General features: G+C 65.3%; 27 protein-coding genes. 12 read left to right on the top strand and 15 right to left on the bottom strand.

Going from position 1 to position 25,117, the window contains the following annotated elements:
• Positions 1 to 3 precede the first annotated feature (3 nt).
• The 3 genes from glf to EV668_RS24065 all read right to left on the bottom strand — a co-directional run bounded on the left by glf (position 4) and on the right by EV668_RS24065 (position 3,375).
• Positions 4 to 1,167: a UDP-galactopyranose mutase gene (glf, locus tag EV668_RS24075; protein WP_133775018.1), complete on the bottom strand. Its 1,164-nt coding sequence runs from the start codon at positions 1,165 to 1,167 to the stop codon at positions 4 to 6.
• 2 nt (positions 1,168 to 1,169) lie between these two features.
• Positions 1,170 to 2,306 carry a glycosyltransferase family 1 protein gene (locus tag EV668_RS24070; RefSeq protein ID WP_245513421.1) on the bottom strand — a complete coding sequence of 379 codons (1,137 nt, stop codon included), beginning with the start codon at positions 2,304 to 2,306 and terminating at the stop codon, positions 1,170 to 1,172.
• A gap of 325 nt (positions 2,307 to 2,631) precedes the next feature.
• On the bottom strand, positions 2,632 to 3,375 hold the full coding sequence (locus EV668_RS24065; protein ID WP_133775014.1) for a Crp/Fnr family transcriptional regulator: 744 nt from the start codon (positions 3,373 to 3,375) through the stop codon (positions 2,632 to 2,634).
• Positions 3,376 to 3,592: 217 nt separating this feature from the next.
• Here EV668_RS24065 and EV668_RS24060 point away from each other — a divergent pair, with 217 nt between their 5' ends.
• From EV668_RS24060 to EV668_RS24015, 10 genes are all read left to right on the top strand, one after another.
• Entirely contained in the window at positions 3,593 to 3,832 is a 240-nt protein-coding gene (locus EV668_RS24060; RefSeq protein WP_133775012.1) for a DUF6894 family protein, read from the top strand.
• A 335-nt stretch (positions 3,833 to 4,167) separates the two neighbouring features.
• Complete coding sequence (locus tag EV668_RS24055; RefSeq protein WP_133775010.1) at positions 4,168 to 4,470, top strand: hypothetical protein; 303 nt, start codon at positions 4,168 to 4,170, stop codon at positions 4,468 to 4,470.
• Positions 4,471 to 4,530: 60 nt separating this feature from the next.
• Entirely contained in the window at positions 4,531 to 4,782 is a 252-nt protein-coding gene (locus EV668_RS24050) for a hypothetical protein (RefSeq protein ID WP_133775008.1), read from the top strand.
• A 307-nt stretch (positions 4,783 to 5,089) separates the two neighbouring features.
• A complete protein-coding gene (locus EV668_RS24045) occupies positions 5,090 to 6,031 on the top strand; it encodes a PhnA-like protein (protein WP_245513419.1) in 942 nt (313 codons plus the stop codon).
• A gap of 166 nt (positions 6,032 to 6,197) precedes the next feature.
• Complete coding sequence (locus EV668_RS24040; RefSeq protein WP_133775006.1) at positions 6,198 to 6,746, top strand: YciE/YciF ferroxidase family protein; 549 nt, start codon at positions 6,198 to 6,200, stop codon at positions 6,744 to 6,746.
• Positions 6,747 to 6,893: 147 nt separating this feature from the next.
• Positions 6,894 to 7,940: an NAD(P)/FAD-dependent oxidoreductase gene (locus EV668_RS24035; protein ID WP_245513417.1), complete on the top strand. Its 1,047-nt coding sequence runs from the start codon at positions 6,894 to 6,896 to the stop codon at positions 7,938 to 7,940.
• Between the two features lie 342 nt (positions 7,941 to 8,282).
• Positions 8,283 to 9,455 carry a glycosyltransferase family 2 protein gene (locus EV668_RS24030; RefSeq protein ID WP_133775004.1) on the top strand — a complete coding sequence of 391 codons (1,173 nt, stop codon included), beginning with the start codon at positions 8,283 to 8,285 and terminating at the stop codon, positions 9,453 to 9,455.
• A 9-nt stretch (positions 9,456 to 9,464) separates the two neighbouring features.
• On the top strand, positions 9,465 to 10,604 hold the full coding sequence (locus EV668_RS24025) for an acyl-CoA dehydrogenase family protein (RefSeq protein ID WP_133775002.1): 1,140 nt from the start codon (positions 9,465 to 9,467) through the stop codon (positions 10,602 to 10,604).
• A complete protein-coding gene (locus tag EV668_RS24020; protein WP_133775000.1) occupies positions 10,601 to 11,338 on the top strand; it encodes a PIG-L deacetylase family protein in 738 nt (245 codons plus the stop codon). Before EV668_RS24025 ends, EV668_RS24020 begins: the two co-directional genes overlap by 4 nt.
• Entirely contained in the window at positions 11,335 to 11,919 is a 585-nt protein-coding gene (locus EV668_RS24015; protein WP_133774998.1) for a class I SAM-dependent DNA methyltransferase, read from the top strand. The genes EV668_RS24020 and EV668_RS24015 overlap by 4 nt, the downstream gene beginning before the upstream one ends.
• A 193-nt stretch (positions 11,920 to 12,112) precedes the next feature.
• Here the strand turns inward: EV668_RS24015 and EV668_RS24010 are convergent.
• From EV668_RS24010 to EV668_RS24000, 3 genes are all read right to left on the bottom strand, one after another.
• Positions 12,113 to 13,059 (bottom strand): IS630 family transposase gene (locus tag EV668_RS24010; protein ID WP_133774996.1). Its coding sequence is split into 2 segments (ribosomal slippage): positions 12,113 to 12,718 and positions 12,721 to 13,059, totalling 945 coding nucleotides; the frame shifts between segments, so codons are not numbered across the junction.
• Positions 13,060 to 13,372: 313 nt separating this feature from the next.
• Entirely contained in the window at positions 13,373 to 14,290 is a 918-nt protein-coding gene (locus EV668_RS24005; protein WP_133774994.1) for an ADP-ribosylglycohydrolase family protein, read from the bottom strand.
• Positions 14,291 to 14,347: 57 nt separating this feature from the next.
• Positions 14,348 to 14,605: a helix-turn-helix domain-containing protein gene (locus EV668_RS24000; RefSeq protein WP_133774992.1), complete on the bottom strand. Its 258-nt coding sequence runs from the start codon at positions 14,603 to 14,605 to the stop codon at positions 14,348 to 14,350.
• Positions 14,606 to 14,768: 163 nt separating this feature from the next.
• Here EV668_RS24000 and EV668_RS23995 point away from each other — a divergent pair, with 163 nt between their 5' ends.
• Positions 14,769 to 15,713: a GIY-YIG nuclease family protein gene (locus EV668_RS23995; protein WP_133774990.1), complete on the top strand. Its 945-nt coding sequence runs from the start codon at positions 14,769 to 14,771 to the stop codon at positions 15,711 to 15,713.
• A gap of 9 nt (positions 15,714 to 15,722) precedes the next feature.
• On the opposite strand, the gene EV668_RS23990 is transcribed toward EV668_RS23995, so the two are convergent.
• From EV668_RS23990 to EV668_RS23975, 4 genes are all read right to left on the bottom strand, one after another.
• Positions 15,723 to 16,073 carry a hypothetical protein gene (locus tag EV668_RS23990; RefSeq protein ID WP_133774988.1) on the bottom strand — a complete coding sequence of 117 codons (351 nt, stop codon included), beginning with the start codon at positions 16,071 to 16,073 and terminating at the stop codon, positions 15,723 to 15,725.
• Between the two features lie 68 nt (positions 16,074 to 16,141).
• On the bottom strand, positions 16,142 to 17,050 hold the full coding sequence (locus EV668_RS23985; RefSeq protein WP_133774986.1) for a plasmid partitioning protein RepB C-terminal domain-containing protein: 909 nt from the start codon (positions 17,048 to 17,050) through the stop codon (positions 16,142 to 16,144).
• On the bottom strand, positions 17,047 to 17,946 hold the full coding sequence (locus EV668_RS23980; RefSeq protein ID WP_133774985.1) for a plasmid partitioning protein RepB C-terminal domain-containing protein: 900 nt from the start codon (positions 17,944 to 17,946) through the stop codon (positions 17,047 to 17,049). The genes EV668_RS23985 and EV668_RS23980 overlap by 4 nt, the downstream gene beginning before the upstream one ends.
• Positions 17,943 to 19,499, bottom strand: coding sequence for a recombinase family protein (locus tag EV668_RS23975; RefSeq protein WP_425359654.1), 1,557 nt, complete (start codon positions 19,497 to 19,499; stop codon positions 17,943 to 17,945). The genes EV668_RS23980 and EV668_RS23975 overlap by 4 nt, the downstream gene beginning before the upstream one ends.
• Before the next feature lie 82 nt (positions 19,500 to 19,581).
• On the opposite strand from EV668_RS23975, the gene EV668_RS23970 reads away from it, so the two are divergent.
• Positions 19,582 to 19,944, top strand: a complete 363-nt coding sequence (locus EV668_RS23970; RefSeq protein ID WP_133774983.1) for a hypothetical protein — start codon at positions 19,582 to 19,584, stop codon at positions 19,942 to 19,944.
• 224 nt (positions 19,945 to 20,168) lie between these two features.
• Here the strand turns inward: EV668_RS23970 and EV668_RS25640 are convergent, their stop codons facing one another.
• The 5 genes from EV668_RS25640 to EV668_RS23950 form a co-directional block, all read right to left on the bottom strand.
• The gene (locus EV668_RS25640) at positions 20,169 to 20,492 is read right to left on the bottom strand and encodes a sodium/glutamate symporter (RefSeq protein ID WP_280960136.1); all 324 of its coding nucleotides are present in this window, start codon (positions 20,490 to 20,492) and stop codon (positions 20,169 to 20,171) included.
• Positions 20,483 to 20,713: a sodium/glutamate symporter gene (locus tag EV668_RS25635; RefSeq protein ID WP_280960135.1), complete on the bottom strand. Its 231-nt coding sequence runs from the start codon at positions 20,711 to 20,713 to the stop codon at positions 20,483 to 20,485. The genes EV668_RS25640 and EV668_RS25635 overlap by 10 nt, the downstream gene beginning before the upstream one ends.
• 202 nt (positions 20,714 to 20,915) lie before the next feature.
• Positions 20,916 to 22,298, bottom strand: a complete 1,383-nt coding sequence (locus EV668_RS23960) for a site-specific DNA-methyltransferase (RefSeq protein ID WP_133774981.1) — start codon at positions 22,296 to 22,298, stop codon at positions 20,916 to 20,918.
• 28 nt (positions 22,299 to 22,326) lie between these two features.
• Positions 22,327 to 23,748, bottom strand: a complete 1,422-nt coding sequence (gene terL / locus EV668_RS23955) for a phage terminase large subunit (protein WP_166652621.1) — start codon at positions 23,746 to 23,748, stop codon at positions 22,327 to 22,329.
• Positions 23,738 to 24,424 (bottom strand): DUF5681 domain-containing protein, encoded by a 687-nt coding sequence (locus EV668_RS23950; RefSeq protein ID WP_133774977.1) that lies wholly within the window; start codon positions 24,422 to 24,424, stop codon positions 23,738 to 23,740. Before EV668_RS23950 ends, terL begins: the two co-directional genes overlap by 11 nt.
• Positions 24,425 to 25,117 lie beyond the last annotated feature (693 nt).

Genomic DNA, 25,117 nt, shown 5'->3' with positions numbered 1-25,117 from the left:
CTGCTATCCGGGCCGGCGGCCGCGGCCGCGGCGCTCGGCCCGACCCGATCGCCGCTGCGGCTCCCCTGCCTTCGGCACTTCCTCCGAGATGCGCCGAAACGTGGAGAGCGCCTGCCCGACGACCTGATCCATGTTGTAATAGCGGTACGTGGCCAGCCGTCCGACGAACCAGATATCCGGCGTAGAGAGGGCGAGCCGCTCATATTGCTTGAACAAGGCACCGTTTTCAGGCCGAGGAATGGGATAATAGGGGTCCCCGTCAGCCGCAGGGTACTCGTAGGACATGCTCGTTCGCGGATGGATCTGCCCGGTCAGGTACTTGTATTCGGTGACCCGCGTGTAGTCCTCGGTCTGGGGATAGTTGACGACCGCGACTGGCTGGTGTTGCTCCTTGTCGACGGTGACATGCTTGAACCGGAGCGACCGGTACGGCAGCCGTCCGAAACGGTAGTCGAAGAACTCGTCGATGGGCCCGGTAAAGACCGTCCGCCGATGGGGGATGACATCCCGGATGGCCCGGTACTCGGTCTGCAGCATGAGATGGATGCTCGGGTTCGAGAGCATGGCTTCGAACATCCGCGTGTAGCCGTGCTTCGGCATCGCCTGGAAAGTATCGGTGAAATAGCGATCGTCCCGATCAGTGCGCGTCGGAACCCTGGCGGTGACGGTCTTGTCAAGTTCGGACGGATCGAGCCCCCATTGCTTCTTCGTATAGCCACGGAAGAACTTCTCGTAGAGCTCGCGCCCGACCTTGGACACGACGACATCCTCGGAGGTCCGGATCTCTGGAATCTTCTCCGCGCGATCCGCGAACCAGCCCTCGAGGTCGTCCTGCCCGAGATCGAGACCGTACAGCCGGTTGACCGTGTCGAGATTGATCGGGATGGGAACGAGCTGGCCGTCGACATCCGCGAGGACGCGATGCTCGTAGGGCCGCCACGCGGTGAACTGCGAGAGGTAGTTGAAAACCATATCAGAGTTGGTGTGGAAAATGTGCGGTCCGTACCGGTGGACCAGGAGGCCCGCATCGTCGTAGCGGTCATAGGCATTGCCGCCGATATGGGCACGGCGATCAATTAGCAGCACGCGGTCGCCGCGCTCGCTCGCGAGGCGCTCGGCGAGGACGCTGCCGGCAAATCCTGCCCCGACGATGAGCCAGTCGTACATGCCTACCTCGCAGCGGCGACGGCGGGCGGGGCCGGTGTCAGCCGAGGCGCCGGTCTGCCGAGTTCGTCGGCGATGAGTCGCCCCATCGCCGCCCAGGTCAAATCCCACGAGGTGCTGGCCAGGTGTCGGTCGACCTCAGCGATCCAGGCGGGATCCGCGCGGCCCATCACCTTCTCGGCGGCGGCCACAAACTCCCTGGGGGTCCGGGCGATCTGGACGAGCCGCTTCTCACCATAGGGACGCACCACGTCCCTGATCGGCGTGGAGATGACCGGAAGACCCGCAGCAAGGAACTCCAGGGTCTTCGTCGGACTGATGAATCTGGTCGCCTCGTTGAGGGCGAACGGCATGAGGCCGACGTCCCAACCCGAGAGGTAGGCAGGGAGATCCTCATATGCCTTCTGTCCCAGCCAATGGATATTGGGGCGCCGGGGCAACGTGGCCGGGTCGATCTTCAGGACAGGCCCGACCATGATGAAATGCCAGTCCGGGCGCAACGCGGCCAAGCCCTCCAGGAGGGGCATGTCGAAACGCTCGTCGATGACGCCGTAGAACCCGAGACGTGGAGCAGGAATACTCTCCTGATCAGCTGGCTGCGGGCCCCGACGGGGCCGAGCGGCTGCAAAATGGGCCTCATCCACGCTCGAGGGAAACGGCCGAATATCGGGATGCCGGTGGCGTTTCGCCTCGTACAGACTGATCCCTCCGGTGAAGATCAGATCGGCCCGAGCGAGAAGCTCGTTCTCTTTGGCCAGCATAGCCGGAGACGCTCCGCGGAAGGCCGAGAGCTCGTCCATGTTGTCGTACACGACCACCTCCGCCGAAAGGTGGTCGGAGAACGGCATGGCCATCGGAGTGTAGTACCAGAGCACGGCAGGATCGCCCCCTCCAGACTGCAGCAGGCCGTCGAGCAGCTTCCGCTGCCGGTCTGCCGTCTCCCTTTCCGACAACCCGGACGGAAGGACGGGCACCGCGACCGTGACCGGCCCCGCCTTTCGAAGATCGAGTCGGGGCAACGCATCTGCTTTAAAAATGGGCTCTTCTACGAATAAAACATTGAATGACGCAGCCGCTCTGGTAAGGAGATGCTGCGGCCGCTGCCACACGAAATCCCAGCGCAGATGGGAAAAACAGACCAAAGCATCTCGCTGGGATCGCTCGAGAAAGCTCCAGTGCGATCTTCCTACGGATCCGTGTGTTTTCTCCGAACATCCGCTTATCATATGTTATCTTTCTAGGCCGGGCTGGAAAACTCGGGCGCCAGATAAGTCGATGGCCGACAGTAAGTTCCTTTAGTCTGCGCGTCCGCCGGGAAATTATTGTCGAGTAGCGAAGCCGGCTCGTGGCCGAGATTTTTGAGCGACCGCCAAAACGGGCTACGCCTGCACAGAGGATCGGCAGAGCGAGATTGTCCAACGGCCCCAGGCGCCCCGGGAACCCGTCGATTCACCACCGACTAATCCGTCATCCCGGGGCCGGCTCCGAAGGCCGGTCCCGCTTGCCGCCGGCCAGATGTAGGTAGTTCGGGGTAAACTCGCCGAGGGTCCGCAGACGATCGGGATCGAGGATGACGAGTTCCCGGTAGCGAAGGGTCAGGAGGTTCTGAGCTCGCAGGCTCTGAAGGGACCGGTTGACGTGGATGGCGGAGAGGCCGAGGGCGTCTCCGATCTCGGCCTGCGTGATCGGAAGCGCGAACCGGTCGCCATCGGCCAAGCCGACGAGCTTCAACCGCGCGTGGAGTTCGCAAATGAGGTGCGCGATGCGCCCCTCTGCTTCCCGCTGGCCGATGTTCAGCAGCCATTCCCGTAGGATCGCCTCGTCGACCAGCGTGGCCCACCAGAAGGCGCGTGCAAGCGCCGGTCGCTCCGTCATCTCCAGGATGCGGGCACGAGGGATGTCGACCACCCTGGCGGGCGAGAGGGTGGCTATGCTGTGGTCCATGGCCCGAAGGATGAAAACGTGCATGTCGCAGATGTCGCCCGGGACAAGGAATGCGACGATCTGGCGGTCGCCGTTCTTCAAAAGCTTGTAGCGGCAGGCGAACCCCTCGACGACCAGGTGGACGTCGCCCGTCGGGTCGCCCTCTCGGACGATGTCCTCGTCGGCACCGATCAGTCGCGGAGAACTCACCGCGGCATCGAGGAGACAGCGGTCGTCATCCGGCAGCGGCCCGAAGGCCTCGAGCTTGCGCGCCAGAACGTTGTCCATGCGGCCATGCCTCGATTCCACTGCCCCCTCGAGCGGGAGAGTTTATTGTTGGCGACGTCCTCACACAATCCGACATCCTTTCGGATAAATAGACGTTCCTTAACCTGCGCTATTTGCGGTTGGACTAGGCCGATATCATATCCGTTGCACTGGCGGCGAGTAGTTTCGGACTCCGTCGGCGAGGGGCGCCAGCGCTTCCCCAACGGCAGGAGGCCATGTGCCCCGATACTTCTTTCATATCCGCAGCCCCGACATGTTCATGCCCGACGAGGTCGGGATTGAGCTGCGCGATCTCGACGCGGCCAGGGCGGCGGCCATCCAGGGAGCGCGCGACATCATGGCCGAGAACCTGAGGGCCGGGCGAGGCGTCGATCATCAACGCTTCGAAATCTGTGACGAAGCTGGAAATCTCGACCTCGTCCTCACCTTCCGGGACGTCCTTCCGGCCTCGGAATAGGCGCCGACCTGCGACTTAGTCCGGGCGGCGACGCAAGCGCTCGAAGCCGCTCCTCAAGATGGCCGCGACGAGAGCGGAAGCTTGAGAGCGCGCACCTGCCCTCCATCGGCGGCACCGCTTCGTCGCGAGCCCGGACGCCCTCCTGGGAAGTCCATCGTGAGCAATATTTCATCGCCGGACAGGTCGTTCTTCTCGGTTCCTCGCGATTCAGGAAGAGATTTCAAAATCCTAACCTGGGTGGCACGTGCCGCTTCCCGAATGCTCTCTAATGGCTCCGGAGCATCCCTTCCGCTCCGGGCCGGCGCATCCGCCGCGACTGATGGCACGAGGTGATCATGGTTCAGCGACAACGAACGACGTCCGACGTGCTGGGGCCCGAGGAAATCGGGATCATCACGCGTGCCTATGATCTCGCCCTAATCGAGATCGTGGGCGGGGACCGCGTGCCGCAGGGCTGGCCGTCCGGCGACGTGAAGACGCGGGTGAGCCTCGCGATCCTCGCCCGCTTCCGAACGGGCATCTCGGACGTCCAGGTTCTGACGGCCGCGGGAGTGGCGGCCGTCACGATGCCGCATGCCCAGACGGGGGTGGCGGCGGATCAGGGGCCTCATTCGCCCCCGCGTCCGGCGGCGCCGTGAAGGGATCGCTTTTCGATCCCCGAGACAAGGGGATCGGTCGCCCCCTGCAAGGAGGCGAAGATGATCGGGCCCTGGCTCAACATGTCCCTGCTTGCGCTCGAGTCGCAGCAGGTTGTGGCGCTCCGGCTTGCAAGGCTGGCGGGCGGCGGCACAACTGCGTGGCGCGAGGCTCAGTTGATGGTCCTCGAGAAACTCGAGGCAGGGCACGCCGCGGCGGGGCGGCTGGCGGGCGGCGCGACGACGGATTCCGTCGTCGATGACTATCGCCGGACGGTTCAAGCGAATGCGCGGCGGCTTTCCCATCCATCATGACCGTGTCGCGTCGGACGTACGGGCCCCCATATAGCGTCCAGCGCTTCCGGCCTCCCTTCACCTTGGAAGAGCGGCTCGAAGGGTTCAGGTTGGGCGAGCAGGCCTGCGGCTGCCTCGGGCAGGAGCCGGCGACCCCTGTGACAAGGCTAAGGACGCTGACCAGCTGAGCGCCGAAAGTCAGAGCGATCTGCGTGGACATATATCGGTAAGAAACTTCACTTGAATTAGGGATTTCGGGCCGCGTTTATGTGATGGATAGCGTAGCATTTTTCTCACGACGTGGCAGATGTCACCGAATGGAGTCCCGATGTCCTCATCAGTCAGTGACCAGCCAGCAGTAAACCGCACACGCGAAGCCCTCCCATCCTCTGCGGCCCCGACCGGGGAGGATGCGCGGACGATCCTGATCAACAGGGTCTCCTGGGGCGCCATCCTGGCCGGCGTGGCGACCGCGCTCGTCGCGCAGTTGATCCTGAACATGATCGGCATCGGAATCGGCGCGTCGACGCTCGATCCGATGACGTCCGACAATCCCGCCGTCAGCACGTTCTCGATCGGCGCCGGCATCTGGTGGGCCCTGTCCGGCATCGTGGCGGCGTTCTTCGGCGGCTACGTCGCAAGCCGCCTGTCGGGAAGGCCCAGCGAGTCCGCCGGCGGCTGGCACGGGCTGACGTCATGGGCGGCAACGACCCTCCTCGTGTTCTATCTCCTCAGCACGGCCGTGGGCAGCCTCGTCGGCGGCGCGTTCAACACGGTCAGCGGAGCGGTCGGCGGCTTGGGTCGGACAGCCGGCACCGCGATTCAAGCGGCCGCTCCCGCGATGGCAGGCTCAACCGACCCGTTCTCGGCCATCGAGAGCACGGTGCGTGGCTCGACCGGAACCGATCCCGCGGCGCTCCGTGACGAAGCGGTCTCGGCCCTTCGCGACCTCCTCACGGGGGACGCGGCGAGAGCGAACGACGCCCGCGAGCGTGCCGCACTGGCACTGGCTCGGTCGCAGAGCATCCCGGTGGAGGAGGCCCGCAATCGCATCGCCGGCTACGAGAAGCAGTACCGCGACACCCTCGAGGCGACCAAGCGTCAGGCTGCCCAGGTGGCCGATACGGCGGCGAAGACAGTCTCGCGAGGCGCGCTTCTGGCCAGCCTCGCGCTCCTTCTCGGCGCGCTCGCGGCGTGGTTCGGCGGGCGCTTCGGCGCCGTGGATCCGACGGTCACGATGGCACGATTGGGCGGCCGCGCTGCCCGCTGACCCAAGGTCCGCTTTTCGGCCGGCCGGGGCGTCAATCCGGCTGGCAGCAGGCGCGGCCGAGCATGCCGGACTAAATGGCCTGCATGGCGGACCTTTATTTCCGGCTGAACGTTCTTCCTTTTATCTACAATAATACTTTCGATAACGTAACTGAAAGCAGGATAACATGGCTACAAATCAGAAAACTCTCTCTGATGCCTTCTATGAGACTCTGAAGGACGTCTATTACGCCGAGAAGCAATCGGTTAAGGCGCTCAAGAAGTCGGCCAAGGCGGCAGAATCTGCGGAACTGAGGAAGGCGTTCGAGACGCATGCCGAGGAGAGCGCGCACCAGGTCGAGCGGCTGCAGCGGGTCTTCGAGATCATCGGCAAGCCGGCCCGGAGCAAGACCTGCGAGGCCATGCAGGGGCTAACGGCCGAGATGGAGGAGGACCTCGAGGATTTCGGCAGCGGTCCCGCCGCGGATGCAGTCCTGATCGGCTGCGCCCAGGCAATCGAGCATTACGAGATCGCCCGCTACGGCATGCTGAAGACCTGGGCCGGCCAGCTCGGCATAGACGATGCCGTCGGCCTCCTCGATGAGACGCTGCAAGAGGAGAAGCGGGCGGACGAACTCCTGACTCAGATCGCGGAGCAGGCGAATGCGGAGGGAGCCGGTAAACAAGACGAGGCCGAAGCTCCGGTGCAAGCCAAGTCAGCCCGCAAAGCTGCCTGACGCGTTCGTATCCACGTCACGCAAACGGGGGCTGCCAAAAGGCAGCCCTCTCCCTTTGGCGCCCCCGCCGTCAGCCGGAAGCTCATGTCCTCCTCCGCCCTCCGTGTTCCCGTCGTTGATAACGAGCCGCCGGATGCCCCAGACGGCTTGGTCGCGGACGGCTTCGTCACCGACAAGGAGGCGATGCACGGCCCGCAGGCGCGCGTGACGGCGCCGGACCGATTGGTCACCTCGGGCCCTCGAGAGGACGTGAAGGACAGGGATCGGCTCGACTGCTTCATCATCGGCGGCGGTCCGGCCGGGCTGACGGCAGCCTTGTATCTCGCGCGCTTTCGCCGCCGTTTCCTCCTGGTCGATTCAGGGCGGAGCCGAGCCGAGTGGATCCCGACCAGCCACAACATCCCGATGTTCGCCCATGGGATCGGCGGCAGGGAAATCCTCGACAGGCAGCGCGCCCAGCTCGCCCCATACGGCGTCGCGCCGCTTGTCGGGACCGTCACGTCGATTGAGAAGCGGTCTCGTGACTTCGTTGCCGAGATACGGCTTGCCGACGGGACCGTGTGCCGCGTCGAGGCCCGGCGCGTGCTCCTCGCCAGCGGATCGCTCGATACGGAGCCAGACTTCCCCAACCTGCCGGACGCGGTCCGGCGCGGCCTCGTGCGCTACTGCCCGATTTGCGACGGCAATGAGGCGGCCGGCCGGCGCATCGCCGTGATCGGCCACGGCGACCGGGGGATGGGCGAGGCCATCTTCGTCGCCCGGACCTACTCGCGCGACGTCACACTGCTCACCCTCGACCAACCCCTGATGCCCAATTCCGAGCAGCAAAGCCGACTGGACGAGCACGGCATTGCGGTGGTCCGCGACCCCGTCACCGCGCTCGAGGTCGAAGGCGGACGGATCGCGACGCTGCTTCTCGGTGGAGAGGAGCAGCGTTTCGAGGTGCTCTATTCCGCACTCGGATTGACCCGTCGCTCCGACCTCGCACTCGCCCTCGGAGCCGAGCACGACGGCTCGGGAGCTCTGGTCACGGACGAGCACGGCCAGACTACCGTGCCGGGCCTTTATGCGGCCGGCGGGGTGGTCCGCGGGTTGGACCAGGTCGTGGTCGCAATGGGACAGGCCGCAATCGCCGCGACCAGCATCCATAACCGTTGCGAGCTGCCGACAGAGGATGAGGCCGACGGGGCGTGAGAGCGCGCGTCCGATCAGGCTGCATCGTATCCGGCAGACGCGAAGTAGCTTTGGCATTCGGCGGTCGAAGAGATCGACGAGGCGCCGGATGTCGGAAGCCAGCGGCTGGCGCCGCATCTTTTGATTGGAAACCGCACGCGCGGCGCGAGCGCGAGCCGTCGGGCGGTCCGTCGTTAAGAAGGTTCGTTTTCCTGGCTGACGATCTTGTGCTTCCTTGCCGCCGCTATCCCGACGTCGTTCGAGACCGCTGCTTCAGGTCCGAACCCCCAGTGTGCTCGAACGTTGAGTGCCGCTGGCAAATGACCGCCTGCCGAGGCGATGAGCGCTGATGGACGGGACACGATGAGCGCGGGCAATGCCATCTCACGGCCTACGGCGGTTGTCGCGATCCCCGTCTGCAACGAGGCCGAACGGATCCAGGATTGCCTGATGGCCCTGGCCTCACAGATCGGCATCGAAGCCCATAGTCTCGCGATCGTCTTGTTCCTGAACAATTGTACCGATGACACGGCACGGATCGTGGCTTCGCTCTTGCCGGTGATCGATCTTCAGATCGTCGTGATCGAGCGGAACTCCGAGGCCGCCAATGCCGGCTGGGCTCGGCGTGAAGCCATGGAGGCCGCTGCAGCTCTGCTCGACGAGCGAGGAGCGGATGCCGGCATCCTCCTGACCACTGACGCCGACAGCCGGGTGGCGCCGGACTGGGTAGCCCGAAATCTCGCCGCGATTGCGTGCGGCGCCGATGCCGTGGCTGGGCAGATCGAGCTGGACGACCAGGACGCCGCGGTTCTTCCAGCCGCGCTTCATGCACGCGGGCATTTGGAAAGTCTCTACGAAGCGTTGCTGATCGCATTGGAGGCCCGGATCGATCCGCTCGCTCACGATCCCTGGCCGCGGCATTGGACGACGTCCGGGGCGACGCTCGCGGTTCGTCTCGGCGCGTATCGGCGCGTCGGCGGCATGCCCGCGCTGGCTCTCGGCGAGGACCGTGCGTTCATCGCGTTGCTGGTCTCGAACGGTGCGGTTGTTCGGCACGACCCCGCTGTGAAGGTGACGACCTCCGGTCGGCTTCAGGGCCGCGCGCCGGGCGGGGCGGCGGACACCATACGGCTGCGCTGCGAGGTGCGCGACAGCCCGTGCGATCCCCGGCTCGAAGCACTGCCGCGCGCCCTGTTCCGCTTCGTGTGGCGGCGCCGGCTCCGGCGGCTCCATGCGGAGCGCCGCCTGAACCGGTATCTCTCCTGGGGCCCGTGGCTCGGCCTCGGCCGGGAGAGCGCCGCCCGGATCGCGGCCCTGCCGACCTTCGGAGCAGTGCTGGCGGCGGTCGAGGAAGCCAGCCTTCTGCTGAGCTATCGTCCTCTGCGGCCGGCCGAGCTGCCGGTGAACATTCGGTTGGCGCGGGCCGCGATCGCTCGGATCCGGGGCGCCAGCCAGCGCCCATTCGTTCTTCCGTCCATCGCTCCCGCCGAGGGGCGGAGACATCTGCCCGCGCCTGCGGAACCGACGCAAAGCTGAGGAACGGGGATGGACCAGAGAACACCGCCGACCATCTCCTTTGACGCGCCGGCGGCCGCACGCCGGATCGCCGCGCAGGCGGCCGCCCGTGCCGCGGCGCTCGATTGCGACGGCTCCTTTCCGCTCGAAGACGTTCGCGCTCTGGCCGGGTCGGGGCTGCTTGCCGCGCTCGTTCCCTCCAGCGCAGGCGGTGCGGGCCTCGGGGAGGAGCCGCGCTTCCGCAAGCTGGCCGACGTGCTCCGACGCGTCGGTTACGGCAACCTCGCCCTCGGCCGGCTATATGAAGGGCACGTCAACGCGCTTCAGATCATCGCCCGCTACGGGACGCCGGACCAGCAGCGGTCTCTGTTCGGGGACGCGACCGATGGTCATCTGTTCGGGGTCTGGAACACGGAGCCCAAACCGGACGGGCTTACGTTCTCCCAGTCGGGCGAGGGCCTGTCGCTGACGGGCCGGAAGGCGTTCGCGTCCGGCGCCGGCTTCGTGACCCGGGCTCTCGTCACGGCCAGGCCGAGTGCCGGGGGAGCGCCGATGATGCTGGTGGTGCCGCTGGACGCCGGGACCCGGGCGGATCTGTCATCGTGGCGAGCCCTGGGAATGCGTGCCTCCGCGACGGGCACCGTCGACTTCACGGGCCTCGAGGTGGAAGCCGGCGCCGTCATCGGAGGCCCCGACGACTATCACTGCCAGCCGTTCTTCTCCGGGGGCGCGTGGCGCTTCGCCGCCGTGCAGCTCGGCGGTATCGAGGCCGTCTTCGATGTGTGGCGGCGGCACATCCGGATCGGCGGCCGGGGCGGCGATCCGCATCAGCTGGCACGGCTCGGCGAAGGCGCCATCGCGATCGAGAGCGGGCGGCACTGGGTTGAACGGGCCGCCGGCATCGTGGCCGACGACTCGCTGCCACCTGACCGCATCGTCGCCTTCGTGAATCTTGCCCGCGTCGCGGTCGAGCGGGCCGGTCTCGACGTCCTGCAGCTGTCGCAACGGTCGGTGGGGTTGGAGGGGTTCCTCGCCGGCCATCCCCTCGAGCGTCTCTCGCGGGATCTCGCCGTCTATCTGCGGCAGCCGGCACCCGATCGCGCCCTCCACCTCGCCGCCGCGGAGATTCTTGATGGACCCGAAGAGGCAGGGGAGCTCTGGCGGCCATGAGAGCCGATGCGTTTCTGGCGGCGGCCGAGGCGCTGCCCTTCGGCGAGTTCGATGCCATCGCCCGCGGCCGCGGCTTGGTGGTGCTCGCGCCGCATCCCGACGACGAGAGCCTCGGCTGCGGCGGCCTCATTGCAGAGGCCTGTGCGCGAGGGGCAAGCGTGCGGGTCGTGGTCCTGAGCGACGGAACGGGGTCGCATCCTAACTCGCCCAGCCATCCTCCGGACTGTCTCAGGACGGTGCGAGAGCGCGAGACCGTGGAAGCAGCGCGTGCTCTCGGGCTCGAAGCTGAGCACGTCCGCTTCCTGCGGCTGGCCGATCGCTTCGTCCCGAGCGACGGCACGGAGGCCGCCATCGCCGCCGATAGGATCGCGGACATGGCCCGCGAATGCGAAGCAGGCACAATCCTCGCGACGTGGCGCCATGATCCTCATTGCGACCACGCTGCCACTGCCGCCATTGCGCGGCTCGTCTGCCGTCGTCTCCCGACGATCCGGTTGCTGGCCTATCCCGTCTGGGGATGGGCGTTGCCGCCGGCAACGGAGGTCGGGAGAGCACCCCGCGGCCTCCGCCTCGACATCAGCCGCCATGCCGAGGCGAAGCGGTCGGCGGTGGCCGCCCATCGTTCCCAGACGTCCGGTCTGATCGCCGACGATCCGGCCGGCTTCCGCCTCGACGAGGCCATGCTCGCACAGTTCTCGCGAACCTTCGAGATCTATCTGGAGGTAGAGGAATGACCCGCTACGCGCGCACGCTTCCCCCGGAGTATTTTGAGGCGCGCTACGCGGCCGATCCGGATCCATGGCGCTTCGAGACCAGCGATTACGAGCGCGCGAAATACGACGCGACTCTCGCGGCTCTTCCGCATCCCCACTTCGCCTCCGCACTGGAGGTGGGTTGCTCCATCGGGGTCCTGACCCGGCAGATCGCGGAGCGATGCGACCGCCTCGTCGCGCTCGACGTCGCCGAAATCGCGCTCGATCGCGCCCGCGAACGGTGCCATGCGCAGGATCACGTCGTGTTCATCCGCGGTCAGGTTCCGGGCGAATGGCCAGACGGCCCGTTCGATCTGATCCTCCTCTCAGAGGTGATCTACTACCTCGAGGCGTCTGATGTCGGCCGGCTCGCCCGGCTCGTGCAAACGACCCTGCGCCCGGATGGATACGTTGTGCTGGTGCACTGGACCGGCGACACCCACTACCCGCTCACCGGAGACCAAGCTGCCGACCTTTTCATTTCCGAAACGGCGTGCTTCATGGCCCCGATCACGGCGGCGCGCACCGATGCTTACCGTCTTGATGTGCTTGCGCGACGATAGCCCTCATGACGCAGAGTGATGAGGGCGCTACGCTGGCCGGCGTGCCGCCGAACCGCCGTCTCCCTGACGCCGATAAGCATCGCTAGCATCACCATGATGGAGCGCGTTCTGGAGTCGACGGGAGCCGATCGCCCACAATGCCTTCGGATCCGATCGTCTACGCGGCTGGCTCGCGGTCTAGAGCGGAATCCGTTCACGTTGCATCGTATCCAGCGGCTGTGAAGTAGTTGGCACATTCGGCTGGTGTGAAGGCATCGATCAACAGACCGATCTTGTCCCAGAGGGCGCCGACGGTCCGCTCTGCGGCCTTTCGCAGGAGTGCCTTGAGCTTGGCGAAGGCGTTCTCGATGGGATTGAAGTCGGGCGAGTAGGGCGGGAGGTAGCGTAAGCTCGCGCCCGCGGCTTCGATCCTCTCACGCACTCGCGGCCCCTTGTGGCTGGACAGGTTGTCCATGATGACGATGTCGCCGGGCCGCAGGTCCGGGACGAGCACGCGGGCCACATAGGTCTCGAACGCATCGCGATTGATGGGGCCGTCGAGGACGAAGGGAGCTACGATTCCGTCCTGTCTCAGGCCGGCCACGAAGGTCGTCGTCTTCCAATGGCCATGGGGCACGGCGGCCCGCAGGCGCTGTCCGCGCGGCGCGCGACCTCGCGTGCGCGCCATGTTGGTGGACGCCAACGTCTCGTCGATGAAGACCAGTTGGGCAGGATCCAGATCGAGCTGGCTCTCGAACCAGGACTCGCGGCGCTTCAGGACGTCCGGTCGCTCCTGTTCGGACGCATGCGCCGTCTTTTTTTCACGGTGATCGCGTGCCGCTCGAAGAAGCGCCACAGCCCGCCGTAGCCGACCGCCACACCGCGCCCGGCCAGCGCCACCCGCAACTCCTGCAGGGTGATGTCCGGTTCCGCTTCATAGAGCTGGAGGATCAGCGCACCATGCGCCTCGATGTGGCGCGAGCGCTGGTCTCCGCCCATCGGCCTCGGGGCCGGCTTGCCGTGCGCGCGCTCCAGAGCCCGCCATCGGCTAACGCTCGCCGCGCTGACCCCGAAGCGCTCACCGGCCTCGCGATGGCTCGAACCTGCCGCAACAGCCGCCAGAACACGGGTCCGAAGATCGAGCGAGAGAGGTGTCGACATGCCTGCCGGCCTCCGCCGGCAGACAGTCTGAATCATCATCGAGACGATTTGGGAATCCAAACCCGATTCAAATCGCTCGGATCAGGCTCTAGCGCATCGAGGTTGTCATCGGGACGGAACTCCGTGATGTCGTCTATTCTCTCAGCCGCGGTGCCAGTCGACGATAAATCCTCCTCGCGCGTGTTTTAACAGCTAAGACCGGCGACACCTTGCAACTCCATACGACGGCCTCTCCGTCAACTTCCTCGCCGCGATCACCCTCGCGCCACGATCATTCTAAATGCCTTGGGTGAGCGCCATCCAATATCCAAGGTTACCGTCTGCATCTGAGGTCGAGCAGTTCTTCCGCGACATCCTCGATGCGGTCCCGCCACGCGATTGTTTCTCGCCACTTCGCTGGGATGGCTGATGCTCCGTAGATGGCGCCGGCGAGTTGGCCGGTGACCGCGGCGACGGTATCGGCATCGTCGCCAAGATTGGCGGCGAGCAGGACGGCTTCGGGGAAGCTTCGGCTATGGCCGACGCACCACAGGCTCGCTTCCAGCGTCGCGACGACGTAGCCTGAGGACGAGATGGCCGCACGCCCCTTGGAGCGCCAGGATCCGGCCGCGATGGCGGCGAGCTCTGCGCAGAAGGGGCGTGGCCGAAGAACCTGATCGCGGCTCAGTCCCGAGATCGCCTCGACCAGAAGCGTCGCAAAGAGGCGGCAGGCCTCGTGGGCGACCGGGGCGGCGTGGGTGGTGCGGCTTTGAGCATGAGCGAGATCCTCCGCGCGGGCGATATCGGGAGAGGCCAGGATCGCGACCGGCGCCAGCCGCATCAGGCTGCCATTCCCGGCCTGGGACGGATCGGGCTTCTCTTGGATGGCTTGCCCCGTGCGCTCGAAGCGCTCGATCGCCGCCCGCACCGTGTTGCCGATATCGAAGCAGCGGCCGGTGACGCTGTTCTCGCCCGCCCGGTACCAGCGCGCGAAGCGTCGCATCAGGTCGGCCTCGTCGAGCTTGCCTCCTCCCGCGATCAGCGCTTCGGCGAGGCACAGCGCCATGCTGGTATCGTCGGTCCATTGCCCCGGTGCGAGCCCGAAGACGCCGCCCCCCACCATATCCGTGACAGGAGGCTTCGTATCGCGTCCGGAGAACTCGAGCGTCGTGCCAAGGGCATCGCCCACGGCAAGACCGAGAAGAGCGCCGAGGGCATGGTCGCGGTGGTCGGGCGGCTGGGTCGAACTCATACCCCCGACATAGCTCCGCTTCGGACAAGCATCCAGTTCCGGGATAGCGAGGCGACCTTACCCTGTGCCTTCGATCTTCACCTGCGCGACGACGGCGGCAAACAGATCGTGCGGATCAGCGCCGAGGGCTTCGGCCGCCTCGATGAACTCGAGCACGTCGAGCCGGCGCTCGCCGCCCTCGTACTTGGCCACGAAGGATTGCGGCACCCCGAGTTGGTCGGCGACCTGCTGCTGGGTCAGCCTCATGCGCAGGCGCTGCTCCTTCAGGAGCGCGATCAGCCTCGAATGACCTTGGGTACGGAGTGTCTTGCGCATGCGCCCTGACCGGAGCGCTGCGGGACATGAGCCGCTTTTCGGATAATCCCATAACGGGATGTGAAGCGGTGGGATCGATCGTCGACAGACTGATATCCTGATACTGGATTAATGCCGCGAACCATGGCTGTGTGCCCCTCCCGAACACGGAGAACTCACGACCATGACCGACACCAAGGCGGATCGACCGACCGCCGAGACCCTTCTCGCCCTCGGATTCGTCGATGTGGCAGGCTGGGCTTCTGAGACGAACAGCCTCAGCTACAGCCTCGACGGCGCCCATGCCGAGACGAACGACCTGCGTCTCGACGAGAGGAATGCCCTCTACGCCTTCGTGCGGGACGAGGAGGTGCTCTATATCGGCAAGACTGCCCGCACGATCCGCCAGCGCTTCACCGGTTATTGCCATCCCGGCCGCCAACAGCGCACGAACTGGCGCTGCAATGGCAAGATCAAGGCTGCGCTCGCGGCGAGGCAGGAGATCCGGATCTTCGTCTTCAATCCGATCTCGCATCTGCGCTACGGCCTGTTCGACCTCAACATCGCAGCCGGGCTCGAGGATGCGCTCATCGCCGCCTTCGATCCCGCCTGGAACGGGCGCGAGAAGGGTCAGCCGGTCTCGGAGGAGGTCGAACGCGAGGAGGCGGAAGAAGCGCTCGGCCCCCCGAACCGCTTTGCCTGGAGCGATGGCGACGTCGAGTTCTACGATGCCCAGGGCAATCCGATGAGCCATCATCAGATCCGCGATGCCCAGACGGCGAATGCGCCGAGCTTCTCGATCCTCCTCGGAGAGGCCTATTATCGCCAGGGCCTGATCAATCCCGGGGTCGAAGCGAGCCGGCTCTTGGGTCAGGACGGCGAGCCGATCGAGATCGCCTTCTCGGACGGGACCGCGCCGGTCGTCTCGCGGATCGACCGGACGGCGAACCGGACCGGGGCCGTCAGGGTCGTCGGCCGCAACAGCACCATCGCGCACTGGTTCCAGGCGCACTTCCGCAAAGGCGAGAGCGTCGAGGCCCGCATCGTCGATGCGAACCGCATCCTCCTCATGGCAAGGCCGGACCGCGCGACAGGCAGCGCTCAGGCCGTCACCACCACCGACGGATGAGACCGAACCTCAGGGCTCGGGCGGCGCCTCGATCCGGACCGCCCGCGTCCCCGTCATTGCTTCGTAGCGGCGGATGACGACATCGACATAGAGCGGATCGAGCTCGATGCCGCGGCAGATCCGGCTGTAGGCGACACCAATAAGCTCGAGCGGTGCGTGGATGAGGCTGTTGCGATCCGCCGGGAAGATCTCCCGTCCTCGGAGGCGGTCGAAGGCCTTGAGCCACTCGGCCTGAGTGGCCGCGTCTGCGCCGACATCGAGCCGATACTCGGACGCGACCTCGTTCGGGAGGCGCTTGGCCATCGCGCGGAGTGGAGCAACGAAACGCTCCGCAAGAAGATGGACGTCCGTGTCACCCACCAAAAGTATTTTGAGCGGGAGACCGGCGGCAACTACCGCCGCCGAGACACGGGTAGCGACCTCAGGGCTCAGGCCGCCTCTTCATCGGGCAGGTTCGAAGATACGTCAGCGATGGCCTGCAGCGGCTCCAGGTACTCGGGATACCGGCTTGCAAGGAACCGGGCGACGTGGACGTTGGACAGCAGCTTGGCTAAGTAGCCCCTCGCGACGGTGAGGTGCAGGTTGTCCTGGCTGTAGGTCTCCTGTGCCAGACCCACGGCTTCCTGCAGGTTGGCCAATTCGCGTTCCATGCGTGCCATGGCGGCCGGCGACACACCCTTCGGCTTTGCCTTGGCGCCGACGACGAGCTGGCTTTCTGGCGTGCCCGTCAGGATCGCGGACGCGTAGGCGACGCTGTAGTTGTTGTTCCCGACGAGGAACTCCGCGGCCTCCATCTGCCGTATCGGCTTCATCTTCCGCAGGATGTCGAACACCGCGAGCGGGCAATGCTTGTCCGCGAGCAAGGCCACCGCTTCCTCGCAGATGCCGTCCAGCATCTTGACCCGACGCTTGACGCTCACGACGTCCATGGATATCGCCGCCGCGATCCGATCCTCCTGGACGCCGCGCTCCAGCGCCCTGACGATCATGGCTCGTTCCTGGACGGCCGATAGCCGATTGATGGCTCGGTTGTAGGTGAATGCCTCGTCGTCGGTTGAGACGAGACATTCGACCTGGGTCTGCCCCATGTCCCGGAGGACCTCGATGCGGATGTGCCCGTCGAGGAGGAGGTAGCGCCCCGGCGCGGCCTCGTCGCGGGCGACGACGGGCGGCTCGACCAGGCCGATCTCCCTGATAGAATCCGCGATCTGCCGGTACTTTCGGCTGGCCTTGACGGTCGGACGAAGCGTCTTCACGGGCAGCAGAGCTGAGATCTCCACGACCATCATCTGCGGCTCGAAGCCGAGCATGAACGCCTTGCGAGCGCCGTCGCTCATTGGGCGCCTCCTGAGATGCGACGGTCGATGTCCGCAGGCATGGCATCGAGACGCTCGGCCCTAAGCAGGGTCGCGAAGTCCTCGTCGGCCCGCAGCCGCCTCAGCGCCTCGACGACGAACAGTAGGCGTTGTTGGGCGAACTCTGACTTCTTCACGAAAACCTTCTGTCGGTCTGCCTCCCGTTGGTAGACGCGCATCAGGGCGTCGGTCGAAGTTGGCCGGCGGGGCGGGTCCTTCCGGCCGAACGCGTTGTCGTCGCCGATGCGTCCGCGACGCCGCCGGGCATCGAGGAGACGTCTGACCTTCGTCAGCTTCCCGCCGGAAAGCTTCTTCTCGGCGTAGGCCTGCGCGAGGAGACGCTGGACGCCCGCCTCGTCGACGCGGGCGATCTCCACCGCGACGCTCAGCGGCAGGACTCCGCTCTCCACCGCTGCGAGCAGGCGCTCCTCGCCCCGTTCGAGCAGGCTTCCGATCATGTTGACCCACTCATAGGTACAACCGATCTTGGCGGCGATCTGGCGGTCGTCGTAGCCGCGTTTCCGAAGCGTGGCGACGTCGCGAAGCAAGTCCGCGGGCCGATGCTGACGCCGGGCGCAGTTCTCGACCAAGCTCATGACGAGACAGTCGTGCTCGCTCGCTTCGATGACGATGGCGGCGACCTCGGTCTGGCCGAGTTCGACGCATGCCTTCAGGCGTCCCTCCCCGCAGACCACCCCGTAGGCCGGCTGCCCGTCCTCCGACTGGATCGGCGTCACGGTGATCGGGCGCTTCAGGCCGACCTTGCCGATGTTCGCGACGATCTCGCGGAAGCGACGCTTGTCGCGGGACCTGGGATTGAGGACCGTGATCCGGTCCAGCGGGATCATGGCGATCCGCCTGCCTATCGTCTTGGTCATGCGGCCTCCGCGAAGCCGGCCCGGGCGGCCAGCGAGAAGAAGAAATCGAGGTCGTCGAACCGGTAGGCGTCGAGCGCCAGCCCATTGCCCTCGGCGAGCCGCAGGAGGGGCTCGGCCATGTCGATGCGGGGCAGAACATAGTAGTCTCGAGCAGCGACGTTCCCTTCGTCCATCCTCACGGCAACCGTGATGTCGGGAACGAGGCCGGCGTCGAGCCTCACGTGCCAGCGGGAGTATCCCGCCTGGGTTGACCGATGCCGCGCTATCACGACCGATGCGGTGAATTCGTCGTTCACGGTGAGGAGGTCGGTCGCCGGGTCGCGCGTGACCGTGCCGCCGGCGCGTTCCAGCCCGGCCACCACCGCCGCGACCGTTTCCGGATGCAGCATGCGGAGGTGCCGGTTGGTCTCCAAGTAGCGGTAGTCGCGGTCGGGCGCGTAGCCCACCAGCCGATAGGCCCGCAGCAGGCTACCGAAACGGTTGCGATAGACGCTGCTCGACGGCATGTCCTCGCACTCGTCGATGACGAGGCTCGACAGCGCCCCGGTCGCGCGGAGGAGGTCCGACAGCAGCGCGAGGAGCACGTCGTCGTCAAAGCGCCTGCTACGCTCCTCGACGATGGCGCGGGCGCGCTCGAACAGGTCGCCGTCCACGACCGCCGGGAAGGCCGCCTTGGCCACCACCCATAGTTCCGGGGCGTTCACGACGCGCTTCTGCTTCAGCTTGTTCGAAACCCGGTTGTAGACGTTGTCGCCGACGTATTTCGGATTGGTCAGGATCTGGTGGACCGTCCCCCGCGTCCAGGGACGTCCGAGGTCAGTGCGCAGGCCCTCGCGATTCAGGGCCTCGGCGATGTCATGCTCACTCGTCCCCGCGCCGAACATCCGGTACATGCGGCGCACGGCCGCGACCTCTTCCTCGGGCCCGGGAACGAGCACGACGCGGTCGGTCTGGAGGCTCTTGCGTTCGCCGATCCCGAGCTCGCCCTTCACGGCGCCGTGCTCGTCGACGAGGAGACGGCGCAGCCCGAAGCCGGCCATCCCGCCCTGGCGGTAGCCCCGCTCGATCAGGCGGCACTGGCCGGCGAACACCTTGACCGAGAGCTCGCGGCTGTACTCGCCGGCCATGACGCGCTTGACGGCCTTGAGGAGAGTCGAACCGATGCTGCCGTCGTTGTCGAACTGCTCGGCGCAGTAGTGGACGGTGATGCCGGCCCGCCGGCAGAGGTGTTCGTGATAGGCGCCCTCGTCCGCGTCCTGGAACCGGCCCCAACGGCTGACGTCGTAGACGAGGATTGCCTCGAAGTCGGCCCTGCCGGAGGTCACGTCCGCCATCAGGCGCTGAAGGGCCTCGCGTCCGTCGATGGTCAGCCCGCTGCGGCCGGCGTCCTCGTAGGAGCTTACGATCTCGAAGCCGCGCCGTTCGGCGAAGGCGGCGATCCGATCCATCTGGTTCTCGGTGGAATACTTCTGGAGGTCAGTCGACATGCGCACGTAGGCGGCGGCGCGGACCGTCCCTTCTTCCCTGGTCTCCCGGCTTCCGACCCTCCCCACGCCTCCCGCTCCGTCGCAACCATAGCTTCCGGGGCGTCGGCCAGGGACCGCGCCCGCACCAGCTAAGCGCACGGAGAACGGAATGTCCTTTCACAAGACGGGCAGGTTGTTGCACGACGACGGCGAGCACTTCGCCATGATGGTGTCACGGGCGCTGAAGGACGCGCTCGGCTATCGCGCGGCCTCGATCAAGCAGGTCGCGAGCTGGACAGGTGCAGGCGAGCGGACGGTCAAAAACTGGTTCGCCGGTTCTTGCGCGCCGCGGGGGCAGCATTTCAGCGCGCTAGTGCGTCATTGCCCCGGGATGCTGGACGCCTTCCTCGCGTCGGCTGGGCGGTCGGACCGACTCGCATTCGTCGACGTGCAAGAAGCTCGCAAACGCCTCAGACGGGCCCTCGATGCTCTCGAATTTGACGCTCCACCCGAGACGCCCCCCGGATCGTGAAGCCCACGACCGCAGCAAAAAGGGCCTGTCGTGTGGCGAGCACGTGCAGGGCGTGGTCATTCGAGAAGAAGAGGCGATCCCGGCGGAGGCTCGGGAGGCGAGGGCCTCCCCTATCGGCGGTCGCGCGCCGGCAAGTTTGGTCGTAAGAGATCGCACCGCCGTCTCGGTGCGATCCCGACCTCGGAGCAAACCGGAGCGCCGACCGTCGTCCTCCGGCGGGTTGGTCAGCCGACGAAGGCCGAGATGATGAGCGCGTTGACGATGTCGATGAAGAAACCGCGGACGAGCGGGACGATGATGAAGGCCCGGTGCGCCCAGCCGTGCTGCTGCGCGACCGCCGTCATGTTGGCGATGGCGGTCGCTGTCGAGCCGAGCGTGATGCCGCCGAAGCCGGCGCAGATGACGGCGGCTTCGTAGTCACGCCCCATCAGGCGGAAGACGAGCACGACCGTATAGGCGATCGTCAGCACGATCTGGACGGTCAGGACGACGGCGATGAAGACGAACGCGCCGTGCAGTTGCCAGAGCTGCAGGCCCATCAGCGCCATGGTGAGGAGATTCCGAGCGCGAGGTCCATGACCAGCGCGAGACCGTCCTCGACGCGCGGCCAGATCCGCCGGACGGTGGCGCCGACCGTGTACGGCATCAGGTTCCGGATCAGAATGCCGGCGATCAGGCAGCTCACGAAGGTCGGAACGGTCAGGCCGCTGAGCGCGATCAGTCGGCTGATGCCGAACCCAACGATGAGCGAGACATTGATCGCCAGCATGGCCCAGAGGACCCGACCGGGGCCGTCAGGGTCGTCGGCCGCAACAGCGCCATCGCGCACTGGTTCCAGGCCCATTTCCACAAGGGCGAGAGCGTCGAGGCCCGCATCGTCGATGCGAACCGCATCCTCCTCATGGCAAGGCCTGACAGCGGGACCGGCAGCGCTCAGGCCGTCACGAGTACCGACGCCTGACGAGACCGCCTCAGGCTTCGGGCGGCGCCTCGATCCGGACCGCCTGCGTCCCCGTCATCGCTTCGTAGCGGCGGATGACGACATCGACATAGAGCGGATCGAGCTCGATGCCGCGGCAGATCCGGCCGGCCTTCTCAGCCGCGATCAACGTCGAGCCCGAGCCGAGGAAGGGATCGAGCACGATCTCGCCGCGGTGGGTGAGATCGAGAAGCGCATCCTCCAGCATCGCCGTCGGCTTGACGGTCGGATGCGAGGTCAGGCCCTTGCGGGCATCCGAGCCGATCGAGGAGGCGCCCGGATAGGTCCAGACGTTCGAACGCCAGCGTCCATGCCGGCCGAGCTCGACATTGTTCACATGCGATGCCGTGCCCTTCTTGTAGAGCGGGAGGAGTTCATGCCCGCTCCGGTAGAGACTTCCCATGCCGGCATTGGTCTTCGACCAGACGACCAGGTTGAGGGGAGCGAGACCGCAGCTCGTTGCCGCGCGATCGACCGTCGGATAGCCGCGCCAGTCGATGAAGGTGCCGAGCACCCCGCCCTCGGCGAGATGCGCCCTGGCGGCCCGCATCCAGTCTGCGTTGAAGGCCTCGAAGACGTCCGGCGTCATCTCACCGCGTGCCATCGGGAACTCGCGGTGATCGCCTCCCGTCACATGCCCCTTGATCGGCACGTTGTAGGGAACGTCCGTCAGGACGAGTCGGGCCTCTTCGCCGCCGAGGAGACGGGCCAAAAGGTCCCCGTCCCGCGCGTCGCCGCAAGCGATCCGATGCGGGCCGAGATCGAACACATCGCCCGTCCTTGCGATCGGCTCGGCCGCGGCGTCCGGCTCGACCGGTCCCTGCTCGACGCTCTCCTCGACCTCGTCGAGCCTGATCTGGTCGATCTCGATCGCGCTGAAGCCCGCGATCTCGATCGGCGCATCGTCGAGGATCAGTTCCTCGAGTTCGATCTTCAGCTCGCCGAGATCCCAGGCGCCCTTCTCCTGCAGGCGGTTCAAGGCGAGGCGGAGCGTCCGGAGTTCGCTCTTCGTGAGGTGCCCGACGAGCACGCAGGGGACGCGGGTGAGACCGGCGAGCTTCGCGCCTTCGAGCCGGACGAGGCCGTCGATCACGATACCGTCCGCATCGATCAGGATCGGCGCACAGAAGCCCAGCGTCTCGATCGAGTTCGCGACCTCGCGCACATGGCCGGGATCGACCTTGCGCACGTTGCGTGCCGGAGGCCGCAAAGTGCCGATCTCACGCTCGACGAGGTCAAGCTTTGGAAGAAGGTCATTGCGCCGCCGCACCGTGCGCTCGGCCGAGGCCGACCGGGCGAGCGCATCACGACGGCCTCGGCTCTTGGCCCGCAGAGCCCCTCGGAAGGCATTCTGGCAATGATCGCTGTTGTGCATCGAAGCCTCCTTTGAACTTCGCCACAGATCAGAAGGGGGAGCCGTAGGATCCGAACATCGCCCTCGGCGTCATGGATCGCTGCTTCAGCCATTCGAGGAACTGCGAGGTCGAATCGACCTGATCGTCATGCTTTCCGTGTGGGAATAGGGTCAGCTCGTCGAGGTAGGCGTCGAGCCAGGGCTCCGATTCCGGCACCAGAACGAGGCCGTTCTCGATCATCGCCGTCTGAGCATGCATCCGTTCCGTCTTGCCGAGCTGCGAGCGGTATCGCTGCACGGCATAGAGGCCCTCGTGGATGAGTTCCTGGGCGAGCTGGATGCCCGAGGACTTGTCCTCGATCAGGACGACGCTCGCGCGGTGGATTTGCTGCTGCTCGCGGACGGCCCGCTTCAAGGAGGGGTACTCATGCCGGGCCCGATGCACATGGATCAGGTAGGCCTTGTTCCCCGCGATGCCCCAGGTCGTGCAGACACTGTAATCGTTGAGCTCGCCCACCTTGCTCGCCGTATCCCAGCTCTGGACGATCTCGAGATACTGCGGCAGCTCGGCCGGCCGGTAGGTGCGGAACCATGCCCTCTTGACCATCCCGCCCGAGGCAGGGACCGGAGACTGCTGATATTGGCCCGCGAAGTTGTAGTCCCCGATCGTCTGCCGGATGGTCTCAAGCACCGAGAGCGGCTCGCGAACGGGGTCCAATGCTTCGCCGACCCGCCGCCGGAAAGTTTGGGGACCGCGAAGGGTGGCGACCTCGAACATCTCATCGGCTTCGGCGATGGCCGGGAAGCGCAGACAGGTCCAGCCTTCGCGTTCTAGGACTCGACCCGTGAGATCGTCCTCGTGGAGGCGCTGCATGACGATAATGATTGCGCCATTTTTCTTGTCATTCAAACGACTGAAAAGAGTGTTGTCAAACCAGTTATTCGTCACGTATCGCTGTGCGTCAGAGAGAGTATCATTGGGCTTCTGTGGATCGTCGATAATAATGATATCGGCACCACGGCCCGTGAGGACGCCACCCACCGAGGTGGCGAGCCTCGACCCTCCGCCGATCGTCTCGAATTCCTCCACGGATTGCTTGCCGCCCAGGATCTTGCCAAAGGCGGACCGATACCAATCCGACAGTACAACTCGCTGGAAGTCACGAGAATGCTTGTTCGCCAACTCCTGGCCATAGCTCACACAAATGAACCGCATGGACGGATCGAGACCTAGGCAGAACGCCGGGAACGCGACCGAGGCAGAGATTGATTTCAGGTGGCGCGGCGGCAGATTGATAATGAGTCGAGTAATCCGGCCAAGTCTTACCTCCTCCAGAACGTGGCAAAGCACCCGCAGATGCCACCCGAAATGCAATTCGGCGCCGCCGTCCAACTGCTTGAAGGCGCGATGAAGGAAAAAGGGGAAATCGGACCGTAGCAGCGCCCTGAAAACCCTCGCGTCAGCCCTCATCGTCGACCTCCCGAGCAGGCATGGATTTAAGGTAGGATTCGAGAGCAAGAGCATCATCTTGTGACAAACTTAATTCATCTGCTTTAGCTCCGGTATCGTCAACCTGGCGGCTAAGCGTCAGAACTATCTCAATTGACTTGCGATCGCCTTCCATAGCTCTATTGACGAGCTTTTTGACGATCAACTCCTCCTTCGCCAAGGTCTTTCGGCGGCCGCCCTCGACGACCTTGACCCTTTGTTTGAGTTCTTTCTTCAGCGCCGCGGCAATGTTTCTCGAGCCTGCGGCGCGACCGCGCGGGTTGGCAACTTGTCCCTTCTTGAATCGCGTGTGAAGCGGAGGCCGGTTCTTGCCAACCTTGTATTCGGCAGGGAGAGGAGGAACGGCCTCGCTCGGACCAGTTGCGTCGGAGTTCGGCCCAGGCGCGCGCAACTCGGGCATATCGCCGGCAGGCTCCCGCAATTCGGGAAAGAGACCGACCCGTCCGGCCGGACCGTCGTCGTAAAGGGCAGAGCGGGGCCCCTCGTTGCCCGGCCGATCGGCATGGCCGTCTTCGGCAGCGGCGCGCTTTCCACCCAAAAAATCGATGGGGAACAGGGGCGCTTGCGGTGGACCCCGACGCTCCGCCTCTGCGGTTTCGTTCCGAGACCGGTCGTCGAATTTCTTTTTGCTAGACATAGGAAACCCGAATCTGAACCCTCGCACTTGCGAGGGCAGCTGAGGGCGGGCTCCTTATGACGGGAGACATATCCCGGGTATCGCGGCCGCGTCAAACGTAAAGTTGCGCGATCCCACGGGATCAAAGACGCGAACCCTGGAGCCGTATTTGCTCACCTTGCGTCCGCGTCGTTGAAGCAGACGAAGCGCGATGCAGCGCGAACCACGAATGCCCGATTTAACTCCTGGCGACCCAGCTAGCGGACCTATCGGTTCGCTGATCAAGCTCCCTGCAAACGTGCTCTCGCGCAACTCGATACGCAGCGGCGTATCGAGTCAATTGCAGGTCGGCAAAATGTCTCCGGCTTCATTGCCCAGCATAGGAAGGAGATCGTTCCCATCAAAGCAGCAGTTCTTTCCCAGTTAACTTTTCGGCCACGTCTCAGATAAGTTATTGTTATGATGAGAAAAAAACGTCTTCCTGCTTTGGATTTGAGCGCTCAGTCGGCCGTTTTCCCATCAGATACCCATAAGAAATGGGAAAACGCCCGCCCGAGACCGGTTCGGCGGGACTGGCTCCACCGCCAAAATCCAGTCCACCGAACTCTAGTGACGTCCATAAAGCCCGCTTTCTCAGCGCTTTAGCGCCATTCCTCGGTTGCTGACGTCCGACTGCGTCCGTTACAATCCAGGCTACCTGCTGGGGTAAATGCT

The sequence above is a fragment of the Enterovirga rhinocerotis genome, from assembly GCF_004363955.1.
GTDB classification, from domain to species: domain Bacteria; phylum Pseudomonadota; class Alphaproteobacteria; order Rhizobiales; family Beijerinckiaceae; genus Enterovirga; species Enterovirga rhinocerotis.
This window is presented reverse-complemented; position numbering and strand designations above follow the sequence as displayed.

Excerpts from the sequence above, each read along its gene's own strand:
- glf (WP_133775018.1), bottom strand. The coding sequence starts at position 1,167 with ATGTACGACTGGCTCATCGTCGGGGCAGGATTTGCCGGCAGCGTCCTC.
- EV668_RS24065 (WP_133775014.1), bottom strand. The coding sequence starts at position 3,375 with ATGGACAACGTTCTGGCGCGCAAGCTCGAGGCCTTCGGGCCGCTGCCG.
- EV668_RS24055 (WP_133775010.1), top strand. The coding sequence starts at position 4,168 with ATGGTTCAGCGACAACGAACGACGTCCGACGTGCTGGGGCCCGAGGAA.
- EV668_RS24050 (WP_133775008.1), top strand. The coding sequence starts at position 4,531 with ATGATCGGGCCCTGGCTCAACATGTCCCTGCTTGCGCTCGAGTCGCAG.
- EV668_RS24045 (WP_245513419.1), top strand. The coding sequence starts at position 5,090 with ATGTCCTCATCAGTCAGTGACCAGCCAGCAGTAAACCGCACACGCGAA.
- EV668_RS24040 (WP_133775006.1), top strand. The coding sequence starts at position 6,198 with ATGGCTACAAATCAGAAAACTCTCTCTGATGCCTTCTATGAGACTCTG.
- EV668_RS24030 (WP_133775004.1), top strand. The coding sequence starts at position 8,283 with ATGAGCGCGGGCAATGCCATCTCACGGCCTACGGCGGTTGTCGCGATC.
- EV668_RS24025 (WP_133775002.1), top strand. The coding sequence starts at position 9,465 with ATGGACCAGAGAACACCGCCGACCATCTCCTTTGACGCGCCGGCGGCC.
- EV668_RS24020 (WP_133775000.1), top strand. The coding sequence starts at position 10,601 with ATGAGAGCCGATGCGTTTCTGGCGGCGGCCGAGGCGCTGCCCTTCGGC.
- EV668_RS24015 (WP_133774998.1), top strand. The coding sequence starts at position 11,335 with ATGACCCGCTACGCGCGCACGCTTCCCCCGGAGTATTTTGAGGCGCGC.
- EV668_RS24005 (WP_133774994.1), bottom strand. The coding sequence starts at position 14,290 with ATGAGTTCGACCCAGCCGCCCGACCACCGCGACCATGCCCTCGGCGCT.
- EV668_RS24000 (WP_133774992.1), bottom strand. The coding sequence starts at position 14,605 with ATGCGCAAGACACTCCGTACCCAAGGTCATTCGAGGCTGATCGCGCTC.
- EV668_RS23995 (WP_133774990.1), top strand. The coding sequence starts at position 14,769 with ATGACCGACACCAAGGCGGATCGACCGACCGCCGAGACCCTTCTCGCC.
- EV668_RS23985 (WP_133774986.1), bottom strand. The coding sequence starts at position 17,050 with ATGAGCGACGGCGCTCGCAAGGCGTTCATGCTCGGCTTCGAGCCGCAG.
- EV668_RS23980 (WP_133774985.1), bottom strand. The coding sequence starts at position 17,946 with ATGACCAAGACGATAGGCAGGCGGATCGCCATGATCCCGCTGGACCGG.
- EV668_RS23970 (WP_133774983.1), top strand. The coding sequence starts at position 19,582 with ATGTCCTTTCACAAGACGGGCAGGTTGTTGCACGACGACGGCGAGCAC.
- EV668_RS25640 (WP_280960136.1), bottom strand. The coding sequence starts at position 20,492 with ATGGCGCTGATGGGCCTGCAGCTCTGGCAACTGCACGGCGCGTTCGTC.
- EV668_RS25635 (WP_280960135.1), bottom strand. The coding sequence starts at position 20,713 with ATGCTGGCGATCAATGTCTCGCTCATCGTTGGGTTCGGCATCAGCCGA.
- EV668_RS23960 (WP_133774981.1), bottom strand. The coding sequence starts at position 22,298 with ATGCACAACAGCGATCATTGCCAGAATGCCTTCCGAGGGGCTCTGCGG.
- terL (WP_166652621.1), bottom strand. The coding sequence starts at position 23,748 with ATGAGGGCTGACGCGAGGGTTTTCAGGGCGCTGCTACGGTCCGATTTC.
- EV668_RS23950 (WP_133774977.1), bottom strand. The coding sequence starts at position 24,424 with ATGTCTAGCAAAAAGAAATTCGACGACCGGTCTCGGAACGAAACCGCA.